Genomic DNA, 24,720 nt, shown 5'->3' on the forward strand with positions numbered 1-24,720 from the left:
ATGATTCCCTTCAATAAGCCAGCATTTACAGGTAAAGAATTTGATTACATACGACAAGCCGTAACAAACAATAAAACTGCGGGTGACGGTGATTTCACAAAAAAATGTACTCGCTGGTTTGAGCTTGAGCTCAAAATTCCGAAGGTATTGTTGACTACTTCCTGCACTCATGCTCTAGAAATGGCCGCAATTTTAGCAGAAATTCAACCTGGAGACGAAGTCATTGCCCCCTCTTATACGTTTGTTTCAACCGTAAATGCTTTTGTATTGCGGGGCGCAAAAATTAAATTTGTAGATATCCGTCCAGATACACTTAATATTGATGAACGTTTGATTGAGGCTGCGATAACCGAACGAACTAAGGTCATTGTACCTGTTCATTATGCAGGAGTGGCATGTGAAATGGATACCATCATGACAATAGCCAAGAAACATAACTTGTTGGTTGTTGAGGATGCCGCTCATGGAGTGATGTCAAGTTATAAAGGTCGATCGCTTGGCTCAATGGGCGATTTAGGGACTTTTAGCTTTCACGAAACTAAGAATTATACAATGGGTGAGGGTGGGGCATTATTAATTAATAACCCGTCTTATATTGAGCGCGCAGAAATTATTCGCGAAAAGGGTACCGATCGCAGCAAATTTTTTCGTGGACAAGTCGACAAATATTCGTGGTGTGATTTAGGCTCGAGTTACTTGCCTAGTGATATTAATGCTGCTTACTTATGGGCACAACTTGAATTAGCTCATGAGATTAATAATGAACGTTTAAGATTGTGGGAACAATATTATCAAGGATTAACAGATATTTCTCAAAATGGAATTATTGAGCTGCCAATAATACCTCCTGAATGCAAGCATAATGCACACATGTTTTATCTTAAAATGGCAAATCTCGATATTCGTACTCGTTTGATTGAAGCACTCAAACGCCAGTCTTGTTGGGCTGTTTTTCATTATGTGCCGTTACATACCTCTAAAGCAGGATTGATTTATGGTGAATTTGTTGGTGAGGATAAATATACTACAGCTGAAAGTGAACGTTTATTACGTCTACCTCTTTATTATGGTTTAAAAGCTCATGAAATTGCTACGGTCATTGAGATTATTCGTAATTTTATGGAATTTTATGTTTAGACTTTTGGAGAGTGATTCAAGATAACCACATAGACTAAGCATTAAAATGTGTATAAATGATGATTTTTAAAAAAATAAATAATTTACTTTTTCAATATCGGGCAGATCTTGATGGAATCAGAGGACTGGCCGTTATTTCAGTAATTATATATCATTTTTTTCCTGAGTATTTGCCAGGCGGTTTTTGGGGCGTTGATATATTTTTTGTGCTCTCCGGCTATCTTATTTCTCGAATAATTATTACTCAATTAAACTCGAATTCATTTAGTTTTTTTGATTTTTATTTACGTCGTATTAGACGAATTTTTCCTGCACTGATTACCGTGATGCTTGCTACTTTAATCATAGGCCATTTATTTTTAACGCCCATAGAATATAAGAAATTGGGGAAGCATCTTTTGGGAGGTGCAACATTTATATCAAATTTTATTTTGTGGCATGAAGCGGGTTATTTTGATAATTCAGCAACTCTCAAACCCTTATTGCATTTGTGGTCTTTAAGTGTAGAAGAGCAATTTTACTTATTATGGCCTATCGCACTTTATTGTGGATTCAAAAATGGTTGGCTTTCCCGCTTAATCCTTTTAACAATAGGACTCTCATTTGTGTTAAACGTCGTTTTAGTATATACGGCGCCGATTGCTGCGTTTTATTTTCCCATTTCTCGGTTTTGGGAGTTGGTATTAGGTGCCGCAATTACTTTCTATAAATTCGATAGTTTGACTCTACAAAGCGCATTAAGACGATCATTTCGTTCTTCAATTGCGTCATGGATTGGGTTGTTATTAATTTGTTTCTCTTGTTTTTTTATAACTGCAAATCATAAAGTGCCAGGCTTCTGGGCATTTTTACCTGTATGCGGCACTCTGTTTCTTATTTGTGGACAAGAAAATTGGATAAACCGCAGAATACTATCTAATTATACTTTAGCTGGAATAGGGAAAATTAGTTATCCACTTTATTTATGGCACTGGCCAATTTTTTCCTTTATAAATATTACGAGTCCCTCTCATCCTTCATTTGGATTGCGAGTATTTGCTGTGATACTGGGAATTTTTCTTTCTTATTTAACTTATGTATTTATTGAGTCTCCTATACGATTTTCCAAGAACTATATCATAAAACCTCAGATAGCTTTGAGCTCGATGCTACTAATTATTGGCAGCATTGGTTTAACCGACTATCTTTGTGATGGTTGGCCATCCAGGTTTCCTGGTGAGATCTCTGCGTACTTTAATTATTCTTATGATTATTCAAAACATACTGATGCACAGCAAATGAAATGTTGGTTGCCTCAGGAGCTCTCAGAAAATGGATTTTCTGAAGAGTGTTATCCCCGATCTTTGGGAAAGAAAACAATTCTAATCTGGGGCGACTCACATGCTGCCTGTTTATATCCTGGACTAAAAAAGATTTTTGGCGCTCAATTTAATGTGGCTCAATATACAACAGATTCTTGTTCTGCAGTGAATGATTGTAAAGCTAATGCACATGTTCTTTCTTTAATAAAACAACATAAGCCTAATGTAGTGATACTATTTGCTGCTTGGAATAGATATAATTTTGATGTTTCTATCCTTTCGAATAAGTTGGATGAATTAATAAAAGCTTTAAAAAAAGCAGGAGTAGAAAAAATTGTAGTTATGGGTCCTATCCCTCAATGGACAGTGCCTCTTCCTCAGGCTATTTATTCTAGCTATCTTAGAAATTTCTTGTATAAATTACCAACGAGAATGAGTGAGTATTTAGAAACGAGGGTTTTTTCGTTTGATGAGGGAATAAGTCATTTAGTGCAGGCTAAATCGATATCCTATATATCACTTATTAAGCTACTATGCACCGAAAAGGGTTGTTTGACTCAGGTTTCTCCTGGGCCGTCTGGAATGATAACTCCAGATTATGGTCATTTAAGTATAACGGGTTCAGAATATATTGCTAAGCAATTACTTGTTAAGAAAATAATCGTTTAAATTGTTGCGAGTCCAATGAAAATTTACAGTAAATTATTACAAACGTCTTTTTTTTCCGGGGTATCAACACTCGTTAAAATTCTAACAGGCATGTTAAGTTTAAAAATAATTGCATTATATGCTGGGCCTGAAGGTATAGCCATACTTGGACAATTTATGTCATTGGCGAATATTTTTGCCACCATTGCTGGAGGAGGTATTGCTTTAGGGGTAATAAAATATGTTGCCGAATATGCGCAGACAGATGAGCTCCAGAGTTTTTTACCCACCGCGACCCTCTATACTTTATTATTTTCTCTTGTTACAACACTGCTGGGCTTTATTTATAGTCAACAATTAGCGGAATGGATTTTAGGTTCCACCCAATATGCATATTTGATGCGTTGGACTGCCGGTGTTCAATTGTTTATTGCGCTGCATTTATTATTGTGCTCCATTTTAAACGGGTTTAAACAGATTCGCCTGCTGGTCTGTATTACGATTATCTCCAGTTTGCTTAGTCTTATCATGATGAGCGGTGCTGCCGTTTTTTATCCGTTAAAAAGCATTTTGTGTTCTTTTGTGATTGCACAATCATTGGCTATTGTTATTTCATTATTATTTGTTTTTCGTAAAGATTGGTTTCACTTCCTATTTTCTTTGAACATCAAAAGAAAATATTTAATTAATTTATTGTGTTATTCCTTTATGAGTAGCGTCAGTACATTAACGGTGCCTTTGGCACAAATCATTGTTCGTAATGACCTCAGTACCTTGTTTGGATGGGATAGTGTTGGTTATTGGCAGGCTGTTGTGCGTTTATCGGATGCTTATTTATTGTTTGTCACGGCAGCGTTGACCACGTATTATTTACCCCGGTTATCGGAGCTACAAACGCCCCAGGCATTAAAACATGAAATAAGAGACACCCATCGAATTTTTATGCCGCTTATGGCATTTATTTTAATAGTTATTTATCTTTTTCGGGGTCTTATCATCAATCTTCTTTATAGCAAAACATTCACCCCAGCAACAGAATTGTTTTCTTATCAACTTCTGGGTGATTTTTTTCGCATTGCAAGTTGGTTGTTTACTTATTTGCTGTTAGCTAAAGCTTGGACAAAAACATATGTTTTTACTGAAGTCATTTTGAGTATCATTTTTGTAAGTCTTAGTCATCTGCTTGCAAGAACATATGGACTACCAGGGGTGACCTACGCTTTTGCATTAACTTATTTTGCTTATTGGTTGCTCATGGGCTTTATCGTGCTTTTTTACTTTAAGCAAGAAAATAAAAATTATCAATTAGCAGCTACTCCTTAACGTCGCTGCTCATGACTTAAAAAATCCATTCTGATTCCTATGTCCCGGAAACAAGCCGCGGGAGGTTAAGGTATTCAAGAATAGACAATTTGAAGAGACAGGTGTTATTCTACGCGCCACCAGACATTGTGCCTGAATTAAGCTTGCTTATTAGTTTTCAATGTAGTTTTTTTATTTTTATGTAGTTAGAACCTAAATATGGACACTTATCGATACTGTAGATTAAATGAAGCAAATTTTGCGGATTTGATGCGCTTGGTAAAAGTGGTCTATGGCGTTGATGTCAATATGGACCAATTTAAAAAGAAATACGCAACTGATTGTTTTGGTGCCTCTTACGTGGGCTATATTGCTTATCATAATGAGACCAATGAAGCGGCTGCCTACTATGGAATTTTACCACTGCGAGTCAAACTCAATGAAACTGTTGTTATGGCCGCACAATCTGGTGATACCATGACCCATCCAAATCACCGCAATAAAGGATTATTTGTCGCACTTGCCCAGCAGACTTATGAACTTGGAAAAAGCTTAGGTATCCAGTTTGTGTATGGTTTCCCTAATAAAAACTCTTATCCTGGCTTAGTGAGAAAATTAGGATGGACGCATGCGTATGATATGCTTTCGGTCAATTTGTTGGTGCCTACTTTGCCTTATGCACGTTTGCTGAAAAAAAAGGAATTGGCGACTTGGCATAGCAATATTTTATTAGGTTTATTAAAAAAATGCTTTACTGCTCCTGAAACCTTGCCTGAAAAACTTCTTTCTGTTCAAAAAAATGCACAGGGAGTGATACATGATCAGGATTTTTTTAATTATAAACTGGGTCATAATTGTATCCTTTTACAATATAAGGAGGTTTTCCTGGTTTTAAAAGTTGAAAATGATAGCATTGGAATAGGGGCTCTGTATAATTATGGAAAACCTTCCGATGTAAGGAAGGCATTACGCCGGTTGAAATTTATTTGCGCGTTAATGGGGATTATGAGGATCAAAACGTATTGCTCACCTAATCAATTAGCAAATATTAATATGGGCGCGTTTGGATTTTCCAAAAAGAGCCTGGCTTATTGTTATATTAATTTCAATGCTGATACTGACTTAAGAACACTTAATTTTACCTACTTAGATTATGATACCTTTTAGACCTTTCCTACGACATAGCTACCTTTCTATTTTGGGAAATTTCAAAAAAATTTCTCCTTGTGTGCACATTTTAAATGGCCATATTATTGGCGATCAAAGAAAGCGTGGTGAGTACAAATTTCGCCAATTATTAGACTATTTATCGAATCATGTTGACTTTTTAAATATAGAAAAAGCATGTGAGTTAATTATGGCAAAAAGTCAACTCAATCGTCCTGCTGTAGCATTTACTTTTGATGATGGCTTTGATGATTGTTATCATGAAATTGCTCCTGTTTTGGACGAGTTTGATGTCAATGCGGCTTTTTTTATTAATCCTAATTTTACTTATGGTAGTGACGACTATATTCGTAAATTTCTTAAGGAAAAAGCACCACATCTGGCATTTAGAAGGCCAATGAATGTGGACATGATACAGGAGTTACACCATCGAGGCTTTATTATTGGTGCGCACGGGTTAGATCACGAACGCTTACTAAGCAGTGATTCCATGTTTTTGGAACAACAAATTATTGAATGTAAGAGAAGAATAGAAGATATGTTGCAAAATGAGTGTGCTTATTTTGCTTGGCCCTATGGTAAGTATTCTGATATTTCTGAAAAAGCTATGGAGATGGTGCAAAACTTATATCGATATAATTTTAGCTCTGATAAATATACTTATTATACTTCAGATAAAGTATTTAATCGTAGACATTTCGAGTGTAATTGGCCGGCAAGCCATCTTTATTATTTTCTTTCAAACCAGCGACAACATGAGCCTAGTTAAAGATTTGATCTGTTCATGTTATACAAATAGTGTTTATAATCTGGATAATTGACAGGATGCTTGTTTTCGATCCAGTAACTCATATTTAGTATTAAAGATTATATAAAAGGACGATGATGTTGGAGAACCCACAACCTTTAGTTTCTATTGTTATTCCTGCTTACAATGCTATGCCTTATTTGGAGGAAGCAATAGAGAGTGTTTTGTCTCAGGATTATCCGAATATTGAATTGATTGTTTTAAATGATGGTTCAAGAGATAACACGGCTGAATTTTTGCAAAAATACAAAGGGCAATTTTATTATGATTCTCATGCGAATATGGGACAAGCAGCCACACTGAATAAAGGTTGGCATTTGAGCCGAGGAGAAATTATTGGGTATTTAAGTGCCGATGATCTCTTAGCCAAAGATGCAGTAAGTACCGCAGTGAGCGCGTTTCTGGAAAATTCGGATATTATCTTAACTTATCCTGATAATTTTGTGATTAATAGTCAATCTGAAGTCATTCGAAAATATACAGCGCCTGAATATGATTATTATGATTTTATTTACCATGCAAAATGTAGAATTGGAGTGGGCTCCTTTTTTTTGAAAGCAGCATTCAATCAAATTGGCGGTTGGGATGCGAAGTACCGTTTGATGCCTGATTATGCATATCAATTACGCTTAGCAAGAATTGGTAAGTTTAAGTACATACCAAAAGTACTTGGTTATTCTCGAGTGCACTCTCAGGCTTTATCCGCCAATAAAGTAAGCCCTGAAACAGCTGATGAATTCATAACTGTGATGAAAAATGAATTGACAATAACGCAGGATAAAAAATTAATTGATGCAAAAGACGAAATATTAAGTCGGTCTTATTTATTTGCGGCTAGAACTCATTTAGAGTCAGGTCGCTATAAGACAGCGATACGTTACTTGGGGATTACGATAAAACTTGACCCACGTCAATTGCTTAAGCAAGACATGTATCGAATTATTTTAAATTATTTTACAAAAAAACTTTATCTAAAGAAATTACCGAAGGTAAATAAATGACTGTGAAGATACTTAACCCTCAATATGGGTTTGTTTTAGTTTTATTTTTATTTCTTTTATCCCTGTTGGGATTAAATTCTTATCAAGGATCTTCTCTATATTATTTTGCTTTTGACATCATTTGGTTAGCAGTGCTTTTCTCTGCGTTTTGTTGTTCCCAATCGTATGTCATTTGTTACACCCAGATCATGTTATTCCTGGGATTTTGGGTAAAATTAATGGCCCATCTTATTTTAGGCGTATTTTTTGTTGAGCCGACGGGATATTGGACGGCTAAGTTTGCAAATCCACAGATGTGGGATCAGGTTTTGCTGACATCCAGTTTAGCTGCATCTGGGGTTTTATTGGCTAATTTATTGTTTTTCTTAAGTGCGAAAAATGGACTTCAAAAAAAGGATGAGTTGAATATTCCGCAATGGTATCTCAAGCACAGTAATTTCCTCTGGTATTTTCTCGTTTTATTTGGCGTCACAGTGAATGTCATCAATTCTATTTACCATATTTCAGTGACAGGATTACGGCCGCAGCTTGTTTTGCCCTTTCATTTAAATGCGTTAATGATTTGGGGTATGGTGATTGTTGTTCCGTTATGTATGGCTGCATTTTTAGGATGGGAGCCTGATCTGGAGCAAAAGAAAAAGCGATTTTATTGGGTTTGCTTCATGGCATTTATTACGGCCTTATCTGTCTTAAGCCGGGCAATTTATATTTTCTGGACTTTACCTTATCTATTAATTCTGATTTCAGGATCGAACTTTTCTTTGAGACGGTTATCTTTATGGGAGAATAGAAGGGTCATTTTTGTTTATTTGACTTTTGCCGCTTTGTCTTTAGTTTTGGTAAGCGTCATTCGCGCTCAATACTATACCGTAGATACAGCCTATTCGAAGCAAAAATCTTCCTCTCTAACTGCTTCTCAATTAGAGGAAAGTGTTACAGAAAAGAAATTTTCTAATCAATTGAAAAAACTCTTTGTAGGTCGATGGGTTGGGTTAGAAGCTGTTATGGCGACTACGGCTTTTCCACAATCAAGTTGGAATTTCTTTAAAGACAGTATCCAGGCCAAACCTTCTGTAGGCGATGTGGGATGTTATACACGTTATGTGTTAAAGCTTAATAAGTATGTTAACGCTACTCCAAAAACCATGTTTTCATCATTACCAGGTTTAGTAGGTATATTAAATTATGCCCATTCCCACTTTTTAGTCTTTGGGGGTATGTTTGTTGTTTGTTTTTTATTGTGCGCTATAGAATGGGTAAGTTTTTTTATGTTGAGAAATAAGTTCTTACTCTCACAACTAGGGTTAATATTGGGTTATTGGTGTGTTTCAGGATTAAACATTCCCTATTTAGGCTTCATTAATTTATTAGAATGTCTTTGTGTTTTATTATTATTAAAATTAATGGACCCCTGTTACAACTGGGTGATGAAGTATTGGTCCAAGAGGTCCTCTCCTGCTATAGCATGATTTTTTCATTATGAAACTGAGGAAAAATAATAGGGTGCTTAAAAAGGTTACTGTTGTTAATGCTACAGCACTTAATTCAGGTGGTGCGTTATCCATTCTACGTCAGTTTTTATCTCATGTTCGTGATGATGAAATTTATTATTTTTTTATTCATCCTTCTCTAAATCTGGCTGTGGACAATGAAAATGTTTATTTGATTAAAAAAGAAACGGCCACGATCGCAAAAAGACTTTTTTGGGACAGTTGGGGACTTAAGCGATGGTTAAGAAAGCAAGGGATAGAGGCTAAAAGCGTAGTATCCCTGCAAAATACTTCTTTGGCGTATCAAAAAGATATTCCTAAAATTATTTATTTACACCAAGGTCTTCCTTTACATGCACAAAAGTGGTCGTTTCTCAAACGTCGAGAGCGGCGACTTGCTCTTTATAAGTACATATATCCTTTATTTATTTTTTTGCATGTAGATAAAAAAACAAAATTCGTTGTGCAAACTCAATGGATGAAACACGCTTTATGTACTCGCTTCAAACAAAAAGAAGAAAATGTCTATGTGATTAAGCCCGATATTTTGAGAAAAGACATTAATAGCATTACTCCATTGCAGTTACCTTACACATATACCTTGTTTTATCCTGCAACCAGCGCATCTTTTAAAAACCATGAAGAGATTATTTATGCATTAAATGAGTTTAAGAAAAAAAATGCAGCATCCTCTATTGGAGTTTATTTAACAATTACCGCAGAGGAAGATAAAGAGCTGACTGAATTAATTCAAGGTTTAAATTTGCAAGAAAATGTTCATTTTTTAGGACCATTAAGTTATGAACAAGTCCTTATTTATTATAGATCATGCACTACGGTAGTTTTTCCCAGTTATATTGAAAGCTTTGGTTTGCCCTTGGTAGAGGCAGCCATGTTTGGAAAGCCATTAGTTGCCATTGATGAGGATTATGCGAGAGAAGTTATTTCCTGTTATCCAGGAGCATTATTTGCTCCACGAAACGATCCTGAAAAATGGATGAATGCTATAGAGAGGTCTTTTTGCTATGCCAATATTGCTCCCTATGTTCCACGCTATGAGACGAGTTGGGAGGACTTTTTCACATTAGTGCATGAAAAATGATTTTGTCTCTGCCAAAAAGGATAGTTATCCGTTACATCGGTTTGATTGAGCATGAAGTCAGGATATTTAGTCGTTGGCAGCATACGAATGTTCCTGTTTAAGAAGAGGGCTCTGTTATTGAGGCTCCTGTACGTAATGCATCTGTTTTATATTTAAGTAAAAGTCGTTCTCCCCAAATTATTCCGGGTTTTTCAATAAACTTCCAAGTCCAATGCGCCAGACTAACAATAATAGTTAATACAGCAAATACTAATAGATTATTTCCCAACAACGAATGAGTAGTAATGTAGCGAATAAATTCACCTGTCTGGGGTTCTTGCAACATGGGCGCAAAATTATGATGACTTAATGCTGAGACAACTATAGATGCACTTATCAAAAGAAAAATCACTGCAAAATGAATCATATAAATGGAATAAGATAATTTTCCTAATCTCATAAAAAAAGAATGTTTCAATAAGGAAGAGAAAAAACCACCCTCTAGTGAATAGACAATAATAACCATACAAAACCAAATGCTCGCTATGATTCCTTGATGTTTGATATTCCAATTTAAAAGAACAACAATCATGAATAAACCCAATCCTTCAAGTAGCGTAAGGATTTGTTTTGGTAAAGAATAAATTAAGATTTGTTGATAAACATAATATGCGAGGATGCCCGCAAAAAAGCAAGAACAGACCCGTAAAATGTTATTATTAAGAATATCTAAATGCATTGCTAAACATAAAAATGAAAATCCACAAATAATGGCAAAAAGTGAAAGGCTCAATTTACGGCTTAATATAAGTATTACAGCAAAAAGCATATAAACATACAGCTCTGCGCTAATGCTCCATGAAGGGCCATTAAATGATAAAGGCTCAGCTTGGTTAAGCCATGATTGCAATAATAAAAGATTGGGGAGAACTTCTTTTAATGAATTTCTTCCTGAAAAGGCATGGCCGTTGAAATTAAATCCTTTCGTTTCAGCATACCATTTCCCACATTCAAAAAGAATGAATAAAGCAAGCATAAAAAAATGGAGGGGATAAAGACGAAAGATGCGTTTGATGATAAATGGATTAAAATCATGATAATTGTTGAAGGCGTTTTTATAGGTATGAAATAAGACAAACCCGCTTAAAACGAAAAAAAACTCTACACATAAATGAGCGTTTCTAAAGAAATTAAGTTCCGTGATGGTTCCGGGAACATGCAAATGAAAGAGAACTACAGATAGTGCGCACAGTCCTCTGAAGCTATCAAGCACGATAAAGCGTTTTGTTTGTCCCATTAAGGTTTATTCATCCGGTTTTGGTGTCATTAGTTTATAACAATTGCATATACTTGAAAATCTTAAATCGATTTGTCGTGATTAGTTCAATGTTTCGCGTGTTCGCTCTAAAATTTGAGAGCTATTCTTTTGTTCTTATCTGCGTTTATTGCTATGAATTTAAGCCTCTCTCAATCGACGTCAGCGGCTCGTCCGCAAGATCCCTCGTTTTTCTTAGACGCTCATTTCAATGTGCCAATAGGGGGTATTTTGTCTCTAAAAATCCTACTTATTTAATAAAACAAAGGATGAGGCATTCAGGGTTCATATAATGAAAATACCTTGTTAGAAAATTTGGTGTCAAAATGAAATTATTATTAACTTTGTCGGAAGACTACCCACTCGACCTTTATGTGAAACACTTAAGACATGTTTTGAATACTAATGAGGGTATAGAACTTATTATAAAGCGAGGGGATAAAATCCACAGTTGTGAGAAATGCGAGTCTGAAGAATGGCGGGACTTCATTCAACTTAAGGCTTTAGACGAAGAGGTCAAAAAATTACCCTTCTCAAGGAGTGAGACCAATCTTGATTTATTTATAAAATCTCCCTTCAAGCATTCAGTTGTACTTGATCGGAATAATCACGTCATCTTATTCCCTGTAGCGTCAAAAATGGATAATAAAGAGAGTCATGGCCGCAATGACCGCGTGATTTTTATATCAGAGATAATAGAATCTATTCGGTGAGCTGTTTTGATTTTTAGCAAATTTGTTATGGTCTCACGAACCACTGCGATCTCATCTCCCTTTGCGAAAGCAAAGGGTCTCCAATCAATACGCTATTGTGAGTCGATGTTTCATTTTTAGTTGTACTTGGTGGAAAAATCTCTTAACATCGGCTTAAAGATTTGTTTCATTTTATAACGATGCAAAGTGAAAATTTTAGTCGTCTCACAATATTTTTGGCCTGAAACATTTATCATAAATGAATTAGTGCAGTGTCTTGCAGCACAAGGGCATCAAATAGAGGTCGTTACGGGAAAGCCCAATTACCCTGAAGGGAATATTTTTGAGGGTTATAATGCCTCAGGCCAATCCACGGAACTCTTTCATGACATTCCTATCCATCGTGCACCACTTTCTCCTCGAGGTAAAGGCGGTAAAAAATTAATGTTAAATTATTTATCTTTTATCGTGAATGGTCTTTATCATTTTCCTCGGTTTATAAGGGGAAAAGAGTTCGATGTTGTTTTTGTATTTGTACCTTCGCCAATTACTTCGGTAATCCCTGCTATTTATTTAAAATGGCGTTTAAAAGCTCATCTTGCTGTATGGGTACAGGATTTGTGGCCTGAAAGTGTTCAAGCTACAGGATTTATTCAAAATAGCTTTTTATTAAAGATCATTGGTTATGTTGTAAAAGGTATCTATGCTGCCTCTGATACTTTATTAGTACAATCAAAGACATTTCCTACGCTGATGAAAAAGTATACCTCGCTGGAAAAAGTGGTTTATTATCCTAATTCATTTTTAGAGCCAGAGGCATCCATCACTCATCAAGATCTGCCTCCATATCTATTATCAGAACTTGAGTCTTATACTTGTTTTGTATTTGCAGGTAACTTGGGGACAGCGCAAGCACTTGAGACAATTATTAATGCCGCGGAGAAAATTTCACATTTAACCCAATGTAAAATTCTTCTAATTGGTAGTGGCAGTATGAGCGATTGGTTGTTTCTTCAGATAACACAAAGAAAGATAAAAAATGTATTAATTCCTGGTCGATTTCCAGCAGCTGCAATGCCCATTATTTTTTCGAAAGCAGCTGCTCTTTTAGTCAGTTTAAAAAAAGATGAGCTCTTTTCGTATACTATACCCAGTAAAATTCAGGCTTATTTAGCTGCAGGACGACCTATTTTAGCGGCATTAGATGGAGAGGGGGCGCGTATTGTCACAGAGGCACAAGCAGGATTAGTTTCACCTGCCGAGGATGCTGATGCGCTAGCCAAAAATATGGAAAAATTATATCATATGCCTGTTTCAGAGCGAGAAAAGCTGGGAGGCGCAGCGAGAGATTTCTTCTTGGAGCATTTTGAAATGACAACGCAGAGTCGTCGACTCATTGAAATTCTGAATAATAAAATTAAAAAAGAGGTAAACTGATTTTGAAAATTCTGGTTTTAGGTATAACTGGTATGCTGGGAAGTGCAGTGTTTCATACGTTTAACCAGCAGCAGAAGGATTTTGAAGTTTGGGGTACTTTAAGAAGTAAAGAAGGTTTAAAATATTTTCCAAGCGCTTTTCACCCTTTCCTCATTTCTGATATCGATGTACTTAATTTAGATGCTTTATGCGGGGTTCTTGAGCAAGTTCGTCCTAATGTTGTCATTAATTGTATTGGATTAATTAAACAATTATCCAGTGCTAAGGATCCTTTATCGGCGTTGCCTATTAATGCAATGTTACCTCATCAATTAGCACGACTGTGTCAATTAGCAGGGGTAAGGTTGATTCATATTAGTACAGACTGCGTTTTTTCTGGGAAAAGAGGCTTTTACACTGAAAATGATAATTCAGATGCTGAAGACTTATATGGTAAATCAAAATTTATTGGTGAAATTACTGAAAGTTCAAATGCAATTACGCTGCGTACTTCAATAATAGGGCATGAATTCAACAGTAAAACCGCATTAGTAGAGTGGTTTCTTTCTCAGGAGATAGCGACTAAAGGATACGTAAATGCTATTTTTTCAGGATTGCCTACCTTCGAATTAGCACGAGTTATGCGTGATTACGTTATCCCTAAACCCGAACTGTGCGGACTATATCATGTTGCAGCGGCACCTATTAGTAAATATGAGTTGCTTTCTTTGATCGCAGAGATTTATAAGAAAAAAATAAGCATTATAGCGGATGAAGAAATTAGGATTGATCGTTCACTCAATGGCGAACGTTTTAAAAATGCAACCGGCTACGATGCTCCTGATTGGTCACAATTGATTGCGTTAATGTATGAATCAAAAAGTTTATATGAGGATAAATGAGTATGTTCAAAGATAAAGTTCTGATGATTACAGGTGGAACAGGCTCCTTTGGGCATGCTGTTTTACAGCGCTTTTTAAAATCAGACATTCGTGAAATACGAATTTTTAGCCGTGATGAAAAAAAACAAGAGGATATGCGTAACGAGCTGAATAATGATAAAGTAAAATTTTACATTGGTGATGTTCGTGATTATGCATCAGTAGCTGATGCAATGATTGGAGTAGATTATGTATTCCATGCAGCAGCGTTGAAGCAAGTTCCTTCTTGTGAGTTTTATCCAATGGAAGCAGTGCGAACTAATATTTTGGGTACAGATAATGTTTTGGCTGCAGGCATAGCCCGTTCAGTTAAAAAAATAGTGGTGTTGAGTACAGATAAAGCAGTTTATCCCATTAATGCCATGGGTATCTCCAAAGCAATGGCAGAAAAGATCGTCGTTGCCAAATCACGAGTTGTTCCTGAAAATGGCCCGATTATCTGCGCTACACGTTATGGCAATGTTATGGCCTCAAGAGGCTCTGTGATCCCTCTTTTTGTTGCGCAAATCAAAGCAAAACAAGAGTTGACGATAACTGATCCTAAAATGACTCGATTTCTAATGTCGCTTGAAGATTCTGTTGATTTGGTATTACATGCTTTTTCTTATGCAAACCAAGGTGATATTTTTATTCAAAAAGCACCTGCATCCACTATTGCTGATTTAACTCAAGCGTTAATTGAAATTTTTCAAAGCTATAGTGAAGTGAAAATTATAGGGACGCGACATGGTGAAAAGTTATATGAGTCTTTAATTTCTCGGGAAGAAATGGCCAAAGCAGAAGATATGGGACGATATTATCGTATCCAAGCAGATAATAGGGATTTGAATTACAAAAATATTTTGTCGAAGGTGAGGAAATTATCTCTAATTATGAAGATTATACTTCTCATAATACGCAGCAACTCACTGTACACGAGATTAAAGACTTACTTCTCAAATTAGACTTTATTCAAAATGCACTGGATAATAGCGATACAAAGTTATATTAACTGTTCTATAAGTCATTTATAAAGGATTTCATCCATTTAATAATAAAGTATCAGCTTTAAATAGGTTGGTGTTTTTTGTCTTTCATGAATCAGCTCTCATTTTGATTTAACTTTGATCCTGCTTTTTGTCAGGGCGTATATTTTTTATATACTTACATGAAGAGGTAAGTGAACGCTTACTACAAGACCTAATGTTGTATTCATTTAATGGAATATTTGAGAAATGAATAATATGGCATATTGTCGGGATAAGTCGATTTTAGCGAAGGACGACTCACTAAAAGCTAGTAATTTTGATGCGGACGTTTTAATCGCAGGTGCTGGTCCTTCTGGGGCGATATGTGCTTATTATTTGGCACAAGCGGGCAAAAAAGTAATGCTTATAGATTCTCATTCTTTCCCAAGAGATAAGGTGTGCGGAGATTTTGTTTCTCCAATGTCTTTAAAGGAACTAATGACGCTTGGTATTACCGATCTTCCTGAGTTCAAAGCAACTAACATGATCACAGAAGCCACCGTTTATGTAGATGGCCAGAAATTGATAACGGACAATATCCCTCAAATCAAAGATTTTGTTAATTATGGTAGAGTCATTCCACGTGTTTTGCTTGATAGTTGGATAGTTAACGCCGCAAAGCAACAGGGAGTTAACGTTATTACTGACTGTAAGCTTGTGAATTATTTCGTTAATGAACAGGATGTTAGGGTTGAATGCGAGCAACTCGGTAAAAAAAGACACTTTTTAATCAAAATGTTGGTTGGTGCAGATGGAAGCAATAGTATGGTTGCGAGAATTCTTCAAGGTAAAAAACCAAATCCAAAACATAAAATTGTAGCAGTGCGCGCCTACTGTGAAAATATTAATTGTATATCGCACCAAGCAACGCTTTTTTTTACACGAAACACTTTTCCAGGATACTTCTGGTTTTTTCCCACATCATCTACAACCGCTAATGTGGGCATTGGTATGGTATTAAAAACATTTCCCAAAAATGAAACTAATTTAAAAGCCATGCTGTTGGAAATGATAGAAAATGATCCTTTTTTTAAATCAAAAATGAGCCAGGGAATGCAAATAACTAAAATAGCTGGTTGGCCTTTATCTTGTTATGACCCCACTACAATTAATGTAAAAGACAGAGTTTTACTCACTGGTGATGCAGCAGGATTTATCAATCCGTTTACTGGCGAAGGAATACAATATGCTTTGCAAAGTGGAAGATTAGCTGCCGAAACAATCATCGAAAGCTTCAAAACAGAGAATTTTAGTGCGGGCTCACTGAAACGTTTTGATACTAAAGTGAGCGAACAGATAACCCATGATTTGAGTTTTGTAAATATTGTGATGCAATTAACACGCAATCGCAATCTAAATGTGTTGTGGTTAAACATCCTAAAAATCATTTTATATCAAGCAAAGAAAAACCCCAAACATGCTTCTTTAAGCGGGGGTTTTTTTGTGGGAATAGTTCCTATGTATAGACTATTATCGATTTCATATACTGGCAAAACGATATTGGACAGCATCTCCTGTTTCTTTAAGACGAAGAATATTTTTAAACAAACAATCATTTTTATACACCAACAAATATTGCAGGTAGTTAACCAAAAAATGGCTCATTTAAACTGGATAACATACCTTGGTAATTCGGTATTTTTATTCATGCGACTTAGTATAAAAGTAGGATTCATAAAAATGTGCATATTTTTAAAACGACTGTGTAGTAGGGCCTAAGGCCTATGAAACTGCTACCGGCTCTATTGCAAAAACGAACAGTAGCTTTTCAAAAATATTTGCTTGGGCAACATAGCACTGTTGAAATAGTTATTGAGCAAAATCAATTTGCCAAATTGAACACCCGGACATCGGAGGCTTGATAATTTTCTTATTTACCTCTTATCGGGCTTAGCTGCTTATATGCTCATGCCGAAAATGCTTCCCTAAAAACATCCTCATTTAATGAAAATTTGGCAATGCTTATGTCGAACTGAGGTCAACCCAATTTTTTCTTTAAGTCTAATAGGGTTCTACTTCCAGTACAGAACAAAGCTACTTTTAATTCGTACTCTATTGTCTGCATGCATAAACTAACTTGTTCAGATGATTTTAGTGCTGCTTCAAGCATTGGTTTTGCATAACCAACTGTTGTTGCCCCAAGTGCAAAAAGCTTAGCAGCATTTAACCCGTTATATACTCCACCAGATCCCCAAATTTCGTAAGAGGGGTTAATTTCCATTGCAAGTTTTACTGAGGTTGCAGTGTCAATTCCCCAGTTGCGAAAAGTTATGGCGGCTTGTTGTCTCATTGGGTCACCAGTGGCTCTATGCCCTTCAATTCGTCCCCAGTGAGTTCCGCCTAATCCTCCTACATCAATTGCTGCAATGCCAATATCATTTAAGCGTGTCATTGTTTCACGTGAAAAACCGCAACCAGTTTCTTTGACTATAATGGGCAACTCAAAATTTTTTACTAGATGGGCCAACGCATCCCAACATCCTTTATAGGTTGTGGTTCCTTCAGGTTGTATGCATTCTTGCAGGGGATTACAATGAATAATTAATGCATCAGCCTGCAAAGCATCCGTTAAGCGCTGTATGTCGGTAACGGATGTTTCAATTAATTGAGCTATCCCCAAGTTACTGTATAAACTTACTTCTGGAAAATCTTGACGTAAATATTGCCATTCAAAAGCTGCTTTAGAATCTGTAAGTTCCCGTCTTTGTGAGCCTACGCCCATTGCCCAACCATTTTTTGCGCAGGCTTCCATAAGGTTTCGATTGATGTGTTTTGCGCGTCGATGTCCTGCGGTCATAGAACTAACAAGAAAAGGTTTTTCAACTTCGCGACCAAATCGATTTCCTCTAATAGAGACTTCATCAAAATTTAAATCAGGAAGTGCTTCATGAATTAAATTAATATTGTCCAAAGTACTTAAATCAGCAGTTTGGTTTTCAGGCATTAAAGCCAACTTAATATGATCTTGTTTGCGTTGTTCAAACTGCTCGAGGTAATTTGTCATGGATTTTATGCCTGCTGTTTTATAATGGACTTAGGATAGGGAACACGGCTGTATTATCTATTCTATATTCTTAGAGTTATATTTTCCACCCAGAGGATCCATTAAGTTGCACGCAGAGAGCACAATAGATCATAATCGATCAAGGCAAGGCTCTATCTGACATTTTTCGAATGAAAATCACTCCGCAAAATCGGTCTAGAGTCATTTCTTCGTATATTCTAGCCTGGGTGAAGCATAGCGACATACCGGTTCTACTATGCTCTAATCCAGGCTAGGGCTTATTAAAGGTATTCTGTTCATTTCTGTGTATTTAGTTCAACCCAAGCAGCATAAGCGTCTATGAATTTTTTAATGAATTTCAAAGTGTCTTCCTTTTTTATTTTTCCTTGGGCATCAAATAAATCTCCAGCCCCGCCGATGTAGGTTTCAGGTTGCTGTAATATGGGGATATCTAAAAATACAAACGATTGTCTTAAATGATGATTTGCGCCAAATCCACCAATAGCACCTGGAGAAATGCTTATCACCGCACCAGGTTTTTTGCTCCATACACTTTGACCATAAGGACGAGAGCCCACATCAATTGCATTTTTCAGGACACCAGGAACGGAACGGTTGTATTCAGGTGTTATAAAGAGCACCCCTTGACATGTTTGTATTTGCTCACGAAACTGCGTCCAAGCGGCTGGCGGTCTATTTTCATCATCAAGGTCTTGGTTGTATAAAGGTAAATCACCAATTTCAATAATCTGTAATTCCAGGGAGGGGGGGATAGAGAAATGAGCTGATGCGCCATTTTTCGGTTGAAGGACTCTTTGCGCAAACTTCCAACCACAACGCCAATTTTTTTAACCATAATACGATTCCTTGTATTTTAGCTGTTGATAATAGACTTGTTTTTATATAAAGCATGATGATCAAGTTTGAATTTTGATTATTATGCTATTCAATACTTGTTTATTATTTGAGGGCAATAATGATTTTTTGAAAAACCCTACTCCAGAAATAACGATGTATTAAAGCAAATAGGGTTTTAAATAAATGTATTAGGCTACTACTTCAACTTCTTCAGCTTGCGGACCTTTTTGACCATTACTTGGTTTGAACACTACGGTTGCACCTTCTGCAAGAGTTTTAAACCCGGTGCCTAGAATTGCACTGAAATGAACAAAATAATCTTTACCGCCACTTTCTAAAAAACCGAAACCTTTGGACTCATTAAACCACTTTACTGTACCACGAATTTTATCTGACATTTTAATTTCCTAAATTGTAACTAATACATTGTAGCATTATTTTATTAATTGTGCTGTTTTTTTCTCAAAAAATTTTTTTTTTGCAAAACAACGATAATGCATTTCTATCATAGATCATTTTGACTAAAAATTCTAATACATTACACGTGATTGATCATATTTCTCTAAAAACTGTGATGAATCGAGCCAAATAGATAACCTATTAACGCTTTTGTTCATTTATGAAGATGTAAGTTTTTATGAGGATTTACTTGCAGGAGTTTCAATAAGCTCTAAACCATCTTCCTTTTTTAGGAATGTAAAAATAATTCCTGAAAAAAAAGTAAGTATTCCTAGCGTTATAAACGTATCATGAAATATTTTAACTGAAAAAGCCTGATGTACAGAGTATTTATAGGTGAAAAAATCAACCAATATCGCTGAAACAGCGAGACCAAAACTTTGCGATAACTGTTGAATAGTGCTCATAATGCTGGTGGCTGCGCTTAGGTCCTTTTCAGTAATGTTCGCATATGCAAGGGAGTTCATGCCGGTGTACTGTAGTGAAACCAAAAAACCATAGGCAAAAGTTAAAATTGCAATACCATAAATGGAGGAGTTTGAGTTAATTGAAAAAAAAGACAATAAAGATAAACTCACAAGAAAGGTATTAATCATTAATAAATTTTTATAGCCAAGCCAACGCAGGATATAAACAGAAAAAGGTTTCACTAAAAATACCCCCAATGCTATAGGGGTGAGTAATAGGCCGGATAAGCTTGGTGAGTAGCCTAAACCAATTTGTAACAATAAAGGTAATAAAAATGGCACACCACCAAAACTCAAGCGCGTTAATAGATTACCTAGTACGGAAATGCAAAAGGTACGCGTATACAAAAGTTCAACCTGAACAATAGGATGCTTTCTTTTGTAAGAATGTTTGGTATATCCACACAATAACACTAATGCGGTGGTTAGCATCATCGATGTTTGCGTTAGGGTTACATTGGACTCACTGAACATGGATAAACCAAAAGTTAAAACAGCCAGTCCGCTGCCAAATAGAACAAATCCTAATTTATCTAAAGAGGGAACAGGGTGAGAAGGCAAGTTAGGAAGTAATTTACTTGCTAAACCGATGGTGACTATTCCTACAGGTATATTGACCCAAAAGATCCAACGCCAAGAAAAATGATAAGTAATAATCCCGCCTAATAATGGTCCTAGCATCATACCGACAGAGGCAACCATAATTACCAGGGTCATTTTTGAAATTAATTCATGCCGTGCACTGGTTCGAAAAATAATGAGGCGCCCTATAGGTACAGTAAATGAACCACCGATTCCTTGAGCAATACGGGCCAAAATCAACTCCGATAAGTTATGCGTGAATCCACACCAAATCGAACTTAAAGTAAATATCGTGACGGCAGTAATAAAAACTATTTTGATGCCAAATTTGTCTGCTACCCAGCCACTAATAGGAATAAAGATTGCTAGGCTCAAAAGATAGCTGATGAGTGCTAACTTCAAATCTATGGGATCGACCGCTAAACTGCGGGCCATCACAGGAATTGCTGTATTAATAATGGTTGTATCTACTGCTTCCATGAACATGGCTAATGCAACAGTGAATAGGATGATGTTTTTTCTCATGGTATCAATAGAGCAATCGCGATGAATCGTACCTCTTATTGTAGCCTGTGCTGCATTGTCGCTACAACGATCTTTGTAACTTACTGTTCAAGTAGCAGGCTTTTTAATCCAGCTAAATGAGTTTTTGCTAAATGTTTTGATTGTTCTTCGGAGCGTTCTACATTTTTTCCAAACCATTCAAGGTGTTCGGGAGGAAGTTCGTCTAAAAATCTGCTTGGCAAACAGTCTTGTAATTCACCGGCACGACGTCTTTGTTTGGCTAACGTAAAGCATAAACCTTTTTGGGCGCGAGTAATACCAACATAGGCTAATCGTCTTTCTTCTTCGATTTGGTCTTCATCAATACTGACTCGGTGTGGTAGCAATTCTTCTTCCATACCTACTAAGTAAACATAAGGAAACTCTAGACCCTTTGATGCATGTAAGGTCATAAGCTGCAAAGTATCACTATCTTGTTCTTCAGCTTGATCAAGAATATCGATTAAAATGAGCTTGTTAATTACCTCAGCTAAAGTTTGTGCTGGATTTTTGGTTAACAAACGCTCAATCCACTCTAATAACTCCCAAACATTATCCATCTTTTTTTGTGCTTTAGCAGGAGTATCGCAGAGCTCATAAATATGAGCTTCATAATTACTGTCCTCTACCATTTGTTTGAGTTGTTCTACTATAGACCCCGTGATGACTTGTAGCTTTATTCGTTCCATCCATGATTTAAAAGAAAGTAAAGCAGCACGTGGTTTTTCTGCGATGTATTCACTAAGTGCAAGATGATCCGCTGCTGCATAAAGGCTTATACCTTTATTTTGCGCATAATGGCCCAGAGCATCGAGGCTTGTCTCACCGATCCCTCGTTTGGGGGTATTGATGACTCGCAAAAACGCAGCATCATCTGACGCATTGCACAATAATTTCAAGTAGGCAAAGACATCTTTTACTTCTGCTTTAGCAAACCAGGATTGACCACCACTAATGTGATAAGGGATTCCATAATGGCGTAGCACTTTTTCAAAAATACGGGATTGATGATTGCCACGGTATAGAATTGCATAATCGCCATATTGAGTTCTAGCGCGTATTTTATGGCTAATTAAGTCAGCAACAACCTGTTCTGCCTCATCATTTTCATCTTTACAACGAATAACTCTTAATAATTCACCATGGCCGAATTCACTCCATAACTTTTTTTCAAATAGATGTTGATTATTCGCGATAAGATGATTTGCTGAATGTAAAATGATATTTGTCGACCGATAATTTTGTTCCAGTTTTATTATTTTTAATTGCGAATAATCCTGCTGTAATTGCTTTAAATTCTCAGGTTTTGCTCCTCTCCATGCATAAATTGACTGATCGTCGTCACCTACAACGGTAAAGTGAGCTCTTATTCCAGTTAGTTGTTTTACTAAAAGGTATTGACTGGTATTTGAATCCTGATATTCATCGACTAATAAATGACGAATCTTATTCTGCCAATAGTTTGATACGGAAGAATGTTCGTTTAAAAGGCTTACAGGAAGACGAATCAAATCATCAAAATCTACCGCATTATATGCTTTGAGTGCCTGCTGATAGCGAGGATAAAGTAACGCAGCTTCTTCATAATAGGGAGCATCAGAAGGATTGTGTATCACTTGTTCCGGAGTGAGGAGATCATTTTTCCAACGTGAGATTCGTTGTTGAATTTGCAGGATAAACTCTCTTTCTGTTGCTTTATTCGCAGGTAAAAATCCACGCAATATTTGTACGCAATCCTCGCTGTCAAAAATTGAAAAGCCCTTTTTTAAATTACACAAGTCAAGGTGGCGTTTGATAATACTCAAGCCTAAAGTATGGAAGGTTGCTACTTTTAAACCTCTTCGAGTTGCTGGTGGTAAAACGGCTGCAACCCGAGCACGCATTTCATTGGCTGCTTTGTTGGTAAATGTTACTGCACATACAGTATTCGCGGCATAGCCGCATGTATTAATTAAATAAGCTATTTTTTGCGTGATTACTCGTGTTTTACCGCTTCCAGCTCCAGCAAGGACTAATAAAGGTCCATCTATATGACGCACTGCTGCCATTTGTTGGCTGTTCAACATATTAAAGACTTCTCACTCAAAAAAGAGCGATTATTGCCCGCATAGGTATTAGGAATCAACAATTAATTCGTTGAGCGCTCTACATCAAACTCTTCTTCAGTGTCTATTTCAATAAAATCAGGTTTGGTTTGAGGCTCTTCCACCTCTTCAATCCCAAAAACGACTTTGTCTATAGTTTTGAATAAGGGGGCAAGTATGTTTTTGTCTATCATGATTTCATCCTTAAAATTTTAGTGTGGACTTTAAAAGCATAGTTCAAAATCATTTTTTCTCCAGGAAAATTACAAAAAAATTATGTTATACTTCGAGATTGCAACTGAGTCTTAGTGATTGCCGTAATTTTTTAGAGCTCGTTTATGAAACAATCAGATACCCTGCAACGCTTTATTTTTGAACATGCAAATATTCGTGGTGAAATCGTTCACATTGAAGACACTTATCAAACCATTATGAGTCAACGAAATTATCCTCCAATGGTTAAAAATTTACTAGGAGAGGCACTTGTTTCTTGTTTGCTTTTAGCATCGAGTATCAAATTTCAGGGGAGTTTAAATCTACAGTTTCAAGGAGATAATCGGCTTCCTTTATTATTAGTCCAATGTGATCATGAACTTAACGTAAGAGCCTTTGCTCAATTTATTGAAGGTCTGGAAACGATAGAGTATGCGAATGCATTTCTCGAAGGGCAAATGGTTTTAACCATTAATCAAAATAATCAAACCAATGCTTACCAGAGTATGGTTCCTATTCAATCTACTTCGATGAGTGAGAACTTAATGAACTATTTTGCTCAATCGGAGCAAGTTTCTACGCGAGTCTGGTTGGCGGTGAATGAACGTGCTGCTGCAGGAATGTTGTTGCAGCTAATGCCGGGTCAAGATACGCAACACAGGGAACAATTCTGGGAATATGCAGTGCAATTGGGTCAAACAGTGAGTGAAGACGAGTTACTGACTTTAGATAATGAAATATTATTGTACCGACTTTATCATGAAACGGAAATAAGAATATTTGAGCGGCGTGAAACTCGTTTTAAATGCCGCTGTAGCCTTGATAAAATGAAACAAGTGCTTACTGTTTTAGGTGAAGAGGATGCAAAAGAATTACTCAAAGAACAGGGGGAAGTATCTATTCGTTGTGATTTTTGTAATCAGAAATATACTTTTGATCCTATAGATATCACCATGTTGTTTCATAAGGGATAGTTGAAGCGCTTAGAACATCGAATGATTTAAATCATTCGATGTTCTAAGCGCTGTTCACGTTGTTTAATTCAATTAGCACATGCATTTACATCAAAGTACCCCACAATAATTTCGTAGTCCAGCTTGTTATTTCTTTTTCATAAGCCCAACAACAAAATGTACTTAATTTTATGATAAATAATAGATATTAGTTAATTCAATATGATATATAAATATAATTAATTGTTCAA

At 36.2% G+C, this 24,720-nt stretch carries 21 protein-coding genes and 1 pseudogene; 15 read left to right on the forward strand and 7 right to left on the reverse strand.

The window, feature by feature from the left end:
• The 8 genes from rffA (at nucleotide 1) to EL220_RS00885 (ending at nucleotide 9,956) form a co-directional block, all read left to right on the forward strand.
• Nucleotides 1-1,137, forward strand: coding sequence for a dTDP-4-amino-4,6-dideoxygalactose transaminase (rffA, locus tag EL220_RS00850; protein ID WP_027272477.1), 1,137 nt, complete (start codon nucleotides 1-3; stop codon nucleotides 1,135-1,137).
• A gap of 56 nt (nucleotides 1,138-1,193) precedes the next feature.
• A complete protein-coding gene (locus EL220_RS00855) occupies nucleotides 1,194-3,107 on the forward strand; it encodes an acyltransferase family protein (protein WP_027272478.1) in 1,914 nt (637 codons plus the stop codon).
• 15 nt (nucleotides 3,108-3,122) lie between these two features.
• Nucleotides 3,123-4,409, forward strand: a complete 1,287-nt coding sequence (locus tag EL220_RS00860; RefSeq protein WP_027272479.1) for an O-antigen translocase — start codon at nucleotides 3,123-3,125, stop codon at nucleotides 4,407-4,409.
• Between the two features lie 198 nt (nucleotides 4,410-4,607).
• The gene (locus tag EL220_RS00865; RefSeq protein ID WP_027272480.1) at nucleotides 4,608-5,555 is read left to right on the forward strand and encodes a GNAT family N-acetyltransferase; all 948 of its coding nucleotides are present in this window, start codon (nucleotides 4,608-4,610) and stop codon (nucleotides 5,553-5,555) included.
• Between the two features lie 61 nt (nucleotides 5,556-5,616).
• On the forward strand, nucleotides 5,617-6,324 hold the full coding sequence (locus EL220_RS00870) for a polysaccharide deacetylase family protein (protein ID WP_232002564.1): 708 nt from the start codon (nucleotides 5,617-5,619) through the stop codon (nucleotides 6,322-6,324).
• A 113-nt stretch (nucleotides 6,325-6,437) separates the two neighbouring features.
• Nucleotides 6,438-7,364 carry a glycosyltransferase gene (locus tag EL220_RS00875; RefSeq protein ID WP_232002565.1) on the forward strand — a complete coding sequence of 309 codons (927 nt, stop codon included), beginning with the start codon at nucleotides 6,438-6,440 and terminating at the stop codon, nucleotides 7,362-7,364.
• Complete coding sequence (locus EL220_RS00880; protein ID WP_027272483.1) at nucleotides 7,361-8,833, forward strand: hypothetical protein; 1,473 nt, start codon at nucleotides 7,361-7,363, stop codon at nucleotides 8,831-8,833. Before EL220_RS00875 ends, EL220_RS00880 begins: the two co-directional genes overlap by 4 nt.
• 10 nt (nucleotides 8,834-8,843) lie before the next feature.
• A complete protein-coding gene (locus EL220_RS00885) occupies nucleotides 8,844-9,956 on the forward strand; it encodes a glycosyltransferase (protein ID WP_232002566.1) in 1,113 nt (370 codons plus the stop codon).
• A 97-nt stretch (nucleotides 9,957-10,053) separates the two neighbouring features.
• Here the strand turns inward: EL220_RS00885 and EL220_RS00890 are convergent, their stop codons facing one another.
• A complete protein-coding gene (locus EL220_RS00890; RefSeq protein ID WP_027272485.1) occupies nucleotides 10,054-11,232 on the reverse strand; it encodes an acyltransferase family protein in 1,179 nt (392 codons plus the stop codon).
• Nucleotides 11,233-11,576: 344 nt separating this feature from the next.
• Between EL220_RS00890 and EL220_RS00895 the strand changes: the two genes are divergently transcribed.
• The 6 genes and pseudogenes from EL220_RS00895 to EL220_RS00915 all read left to right on the forward strand — a co-directional run bounded on the left by EL220_RS00895 (nucleotide 11,577) and on the right by EL220_RS00915 (nucleotide 17,025).
• On the forward strand, nucleotides 11,577-11,963 hold the full coding sequence (locus EL220_RS00895) for a hypothetical protein (RefSeq protein ID WP_027272486.1): 387 nt from the start codon (nucleotides 11,577-11,579) through the stop codon (nucleotides 11,961-11,963).
• A gap of 186 nt (nucleotides 11,964-12,149) precedes the next feature.
• Nucleotides 12,150-13,379, forward strand: coding sequence for a glycosyltransferase family 4 protein (locus EL220_RS00900; RefSeq protein WP_027272487.1), 1,230 nt, complete (start codon nucleotides 12,150-12,152; stop codon nucleotides 13,377-13,379).
• 47 nt (nucleotides 13,380-13,426) lie between these two features.
• Nucleotides 13,427-14,260, forward strand: a complete 834-nt coding sequence (locus EL220_RS00905; RefSeq protein WP_232002567.1) for a dTDP-4-dehydrorhamnose reductase family protein — start codon at nucleotides 13,427-13,429, stop codon at nucleotides 14,258-14,260.
• A 23-nt stretch (nucleotides 14,261-14,283) separates the two neighbouring features.
• Nucleotides 14,284-15,048 (forward strand): annotated as a pseudogene (locus EL220_RS00910) (polysaccharide biosynthesis protein); the annotation flags it as partial.
• 113 nt (nucleotides 15,049-15,161) lie between these two features.
• Nucleotides 15,162-15,290, forward strand: coding sequence for a hypothetical protein (locus tag EL220_RS19435; RefSeq protein WP_269471021.1), 129 nt, complete (start codon nucleotides 15,162-15,164; stop codon nucleotides 15,288-15,290).
• Nucleotides 15,291-15,513: 223 nt separating this feature from the next.
• On the forward strand, nucleotides 15,514-17,025 hold the full coding sequence (locus EL220_RS00915; protein WP_027272490.1) for an NAD(P)/FAD-dependent oxidoreductase: 1,512 nt from the start codon (nucleotides 15,514-15,516) through the stop codon (nucleotides 17,023-17,025).
• Nucleotides 17,026-17,284: 259 nt separating this feature from the next.
• Here EL220_RS00915 and fni read toward each other — a convergent pair whose 3' ends face one another.
• From fni to EL220_RS18090, 6 genes are all read right to left on the reverse strand, one after another.
• A complete protein-coding gene (fni, locus tag EL220_RS00920; RefSeq protein ID WP_027272491.1) occupies nucleotides 17,285-18,310 on the reverse strand; it encodes a type 2 isopentenyl-diphosphate Delta-isomerase in 1,026 nt (341 codons plus the stop codon).
• Nucleotides 18,311-18,606: 296 nt separating this feature from the next.
• Entirely contained in the window at nucleotides 18,607-19,083 is a 477-nt protein-coding gene (locus tag EL220_RS00925) for an NAD(P)H-dependent oxidoreductase (protein WP_331852668.1), read from the reverse strand.
• Nucleotides 19,084-19,356: 273 nt separating this feature from the next.
• Nucleotides 19,357-19,566: a cold-shock protein gene (locus EL220_RS00930; RefSeq protein WP_027272493.1), complete on the reverse strand. Its 210-nt coding sequence runs from the start codon at nucleotides 19,564-19,566 to the stop codon at nucleotides 19,357-19,359.
• A gap of 237 nt (nucleotides 19,567-19,803) precedes the next feature.
• A complete protein-coding gene (locus tag EL220_RS00935; protein ID WP_027272494.1) occupies nucleotides 19,804-21,201 on the reverse strand; it encodes an MFS transporter in 1,398 nt (465 codons plus the stop codon).
• Between the two features lie 80 nt (nucleotides 21,202-21,281).
• Entirely contained in the window at nucleotides 21,282-23,285 is a 2,004-nt protein-coding gene (locus EL220_RS00940; protein WP_027272495.1) for a UvrD-helicase domain-containing protein, read from the reverse strand.
• 62 nt (nucleotides 23,286-23,347) lie between these two features.
• Nucleotides 23,348-23,497, reverse strand: a complete 150-nt coding sequence (locus EL220_RS18090; protein WP_164480580.1) for a hypothetical protein — start codon at nucleotides 23,495-23,497, stop codon at nucleotides 23,348-23,350.
• 144 nt (nucleotides 23,498-23,641) lie between these two features.
• Here EL220_RS18090 and hslO point away from each other — a divergent pair, with 144 nt between their 5' ends.
• Nucleotides 23,642-24,490 (forward strand): Hsp33 family molecular chaperone HslO, encoded by an 849-nt coding sequence (gene hslO / locus EL220_RS00945; RefSeq protein WP_027272496.1) that lies wholly within the window; start codon nucleotides 23,642-23,644, stop codon nucleotides 24,488-24,490.
• Nucleotides 24,491-24,720 lie beyond the last annotated feature (230 nt).

The organism is Legionella sainthelensi (assembly GCF_900637685.1).
GTDB classification, from domain to species: Bacteria; Pseudomonadota; Gammaproteobacteria; order Legionellales; family Legionellaceae; genus Legionella; species Legionella sainthelensi.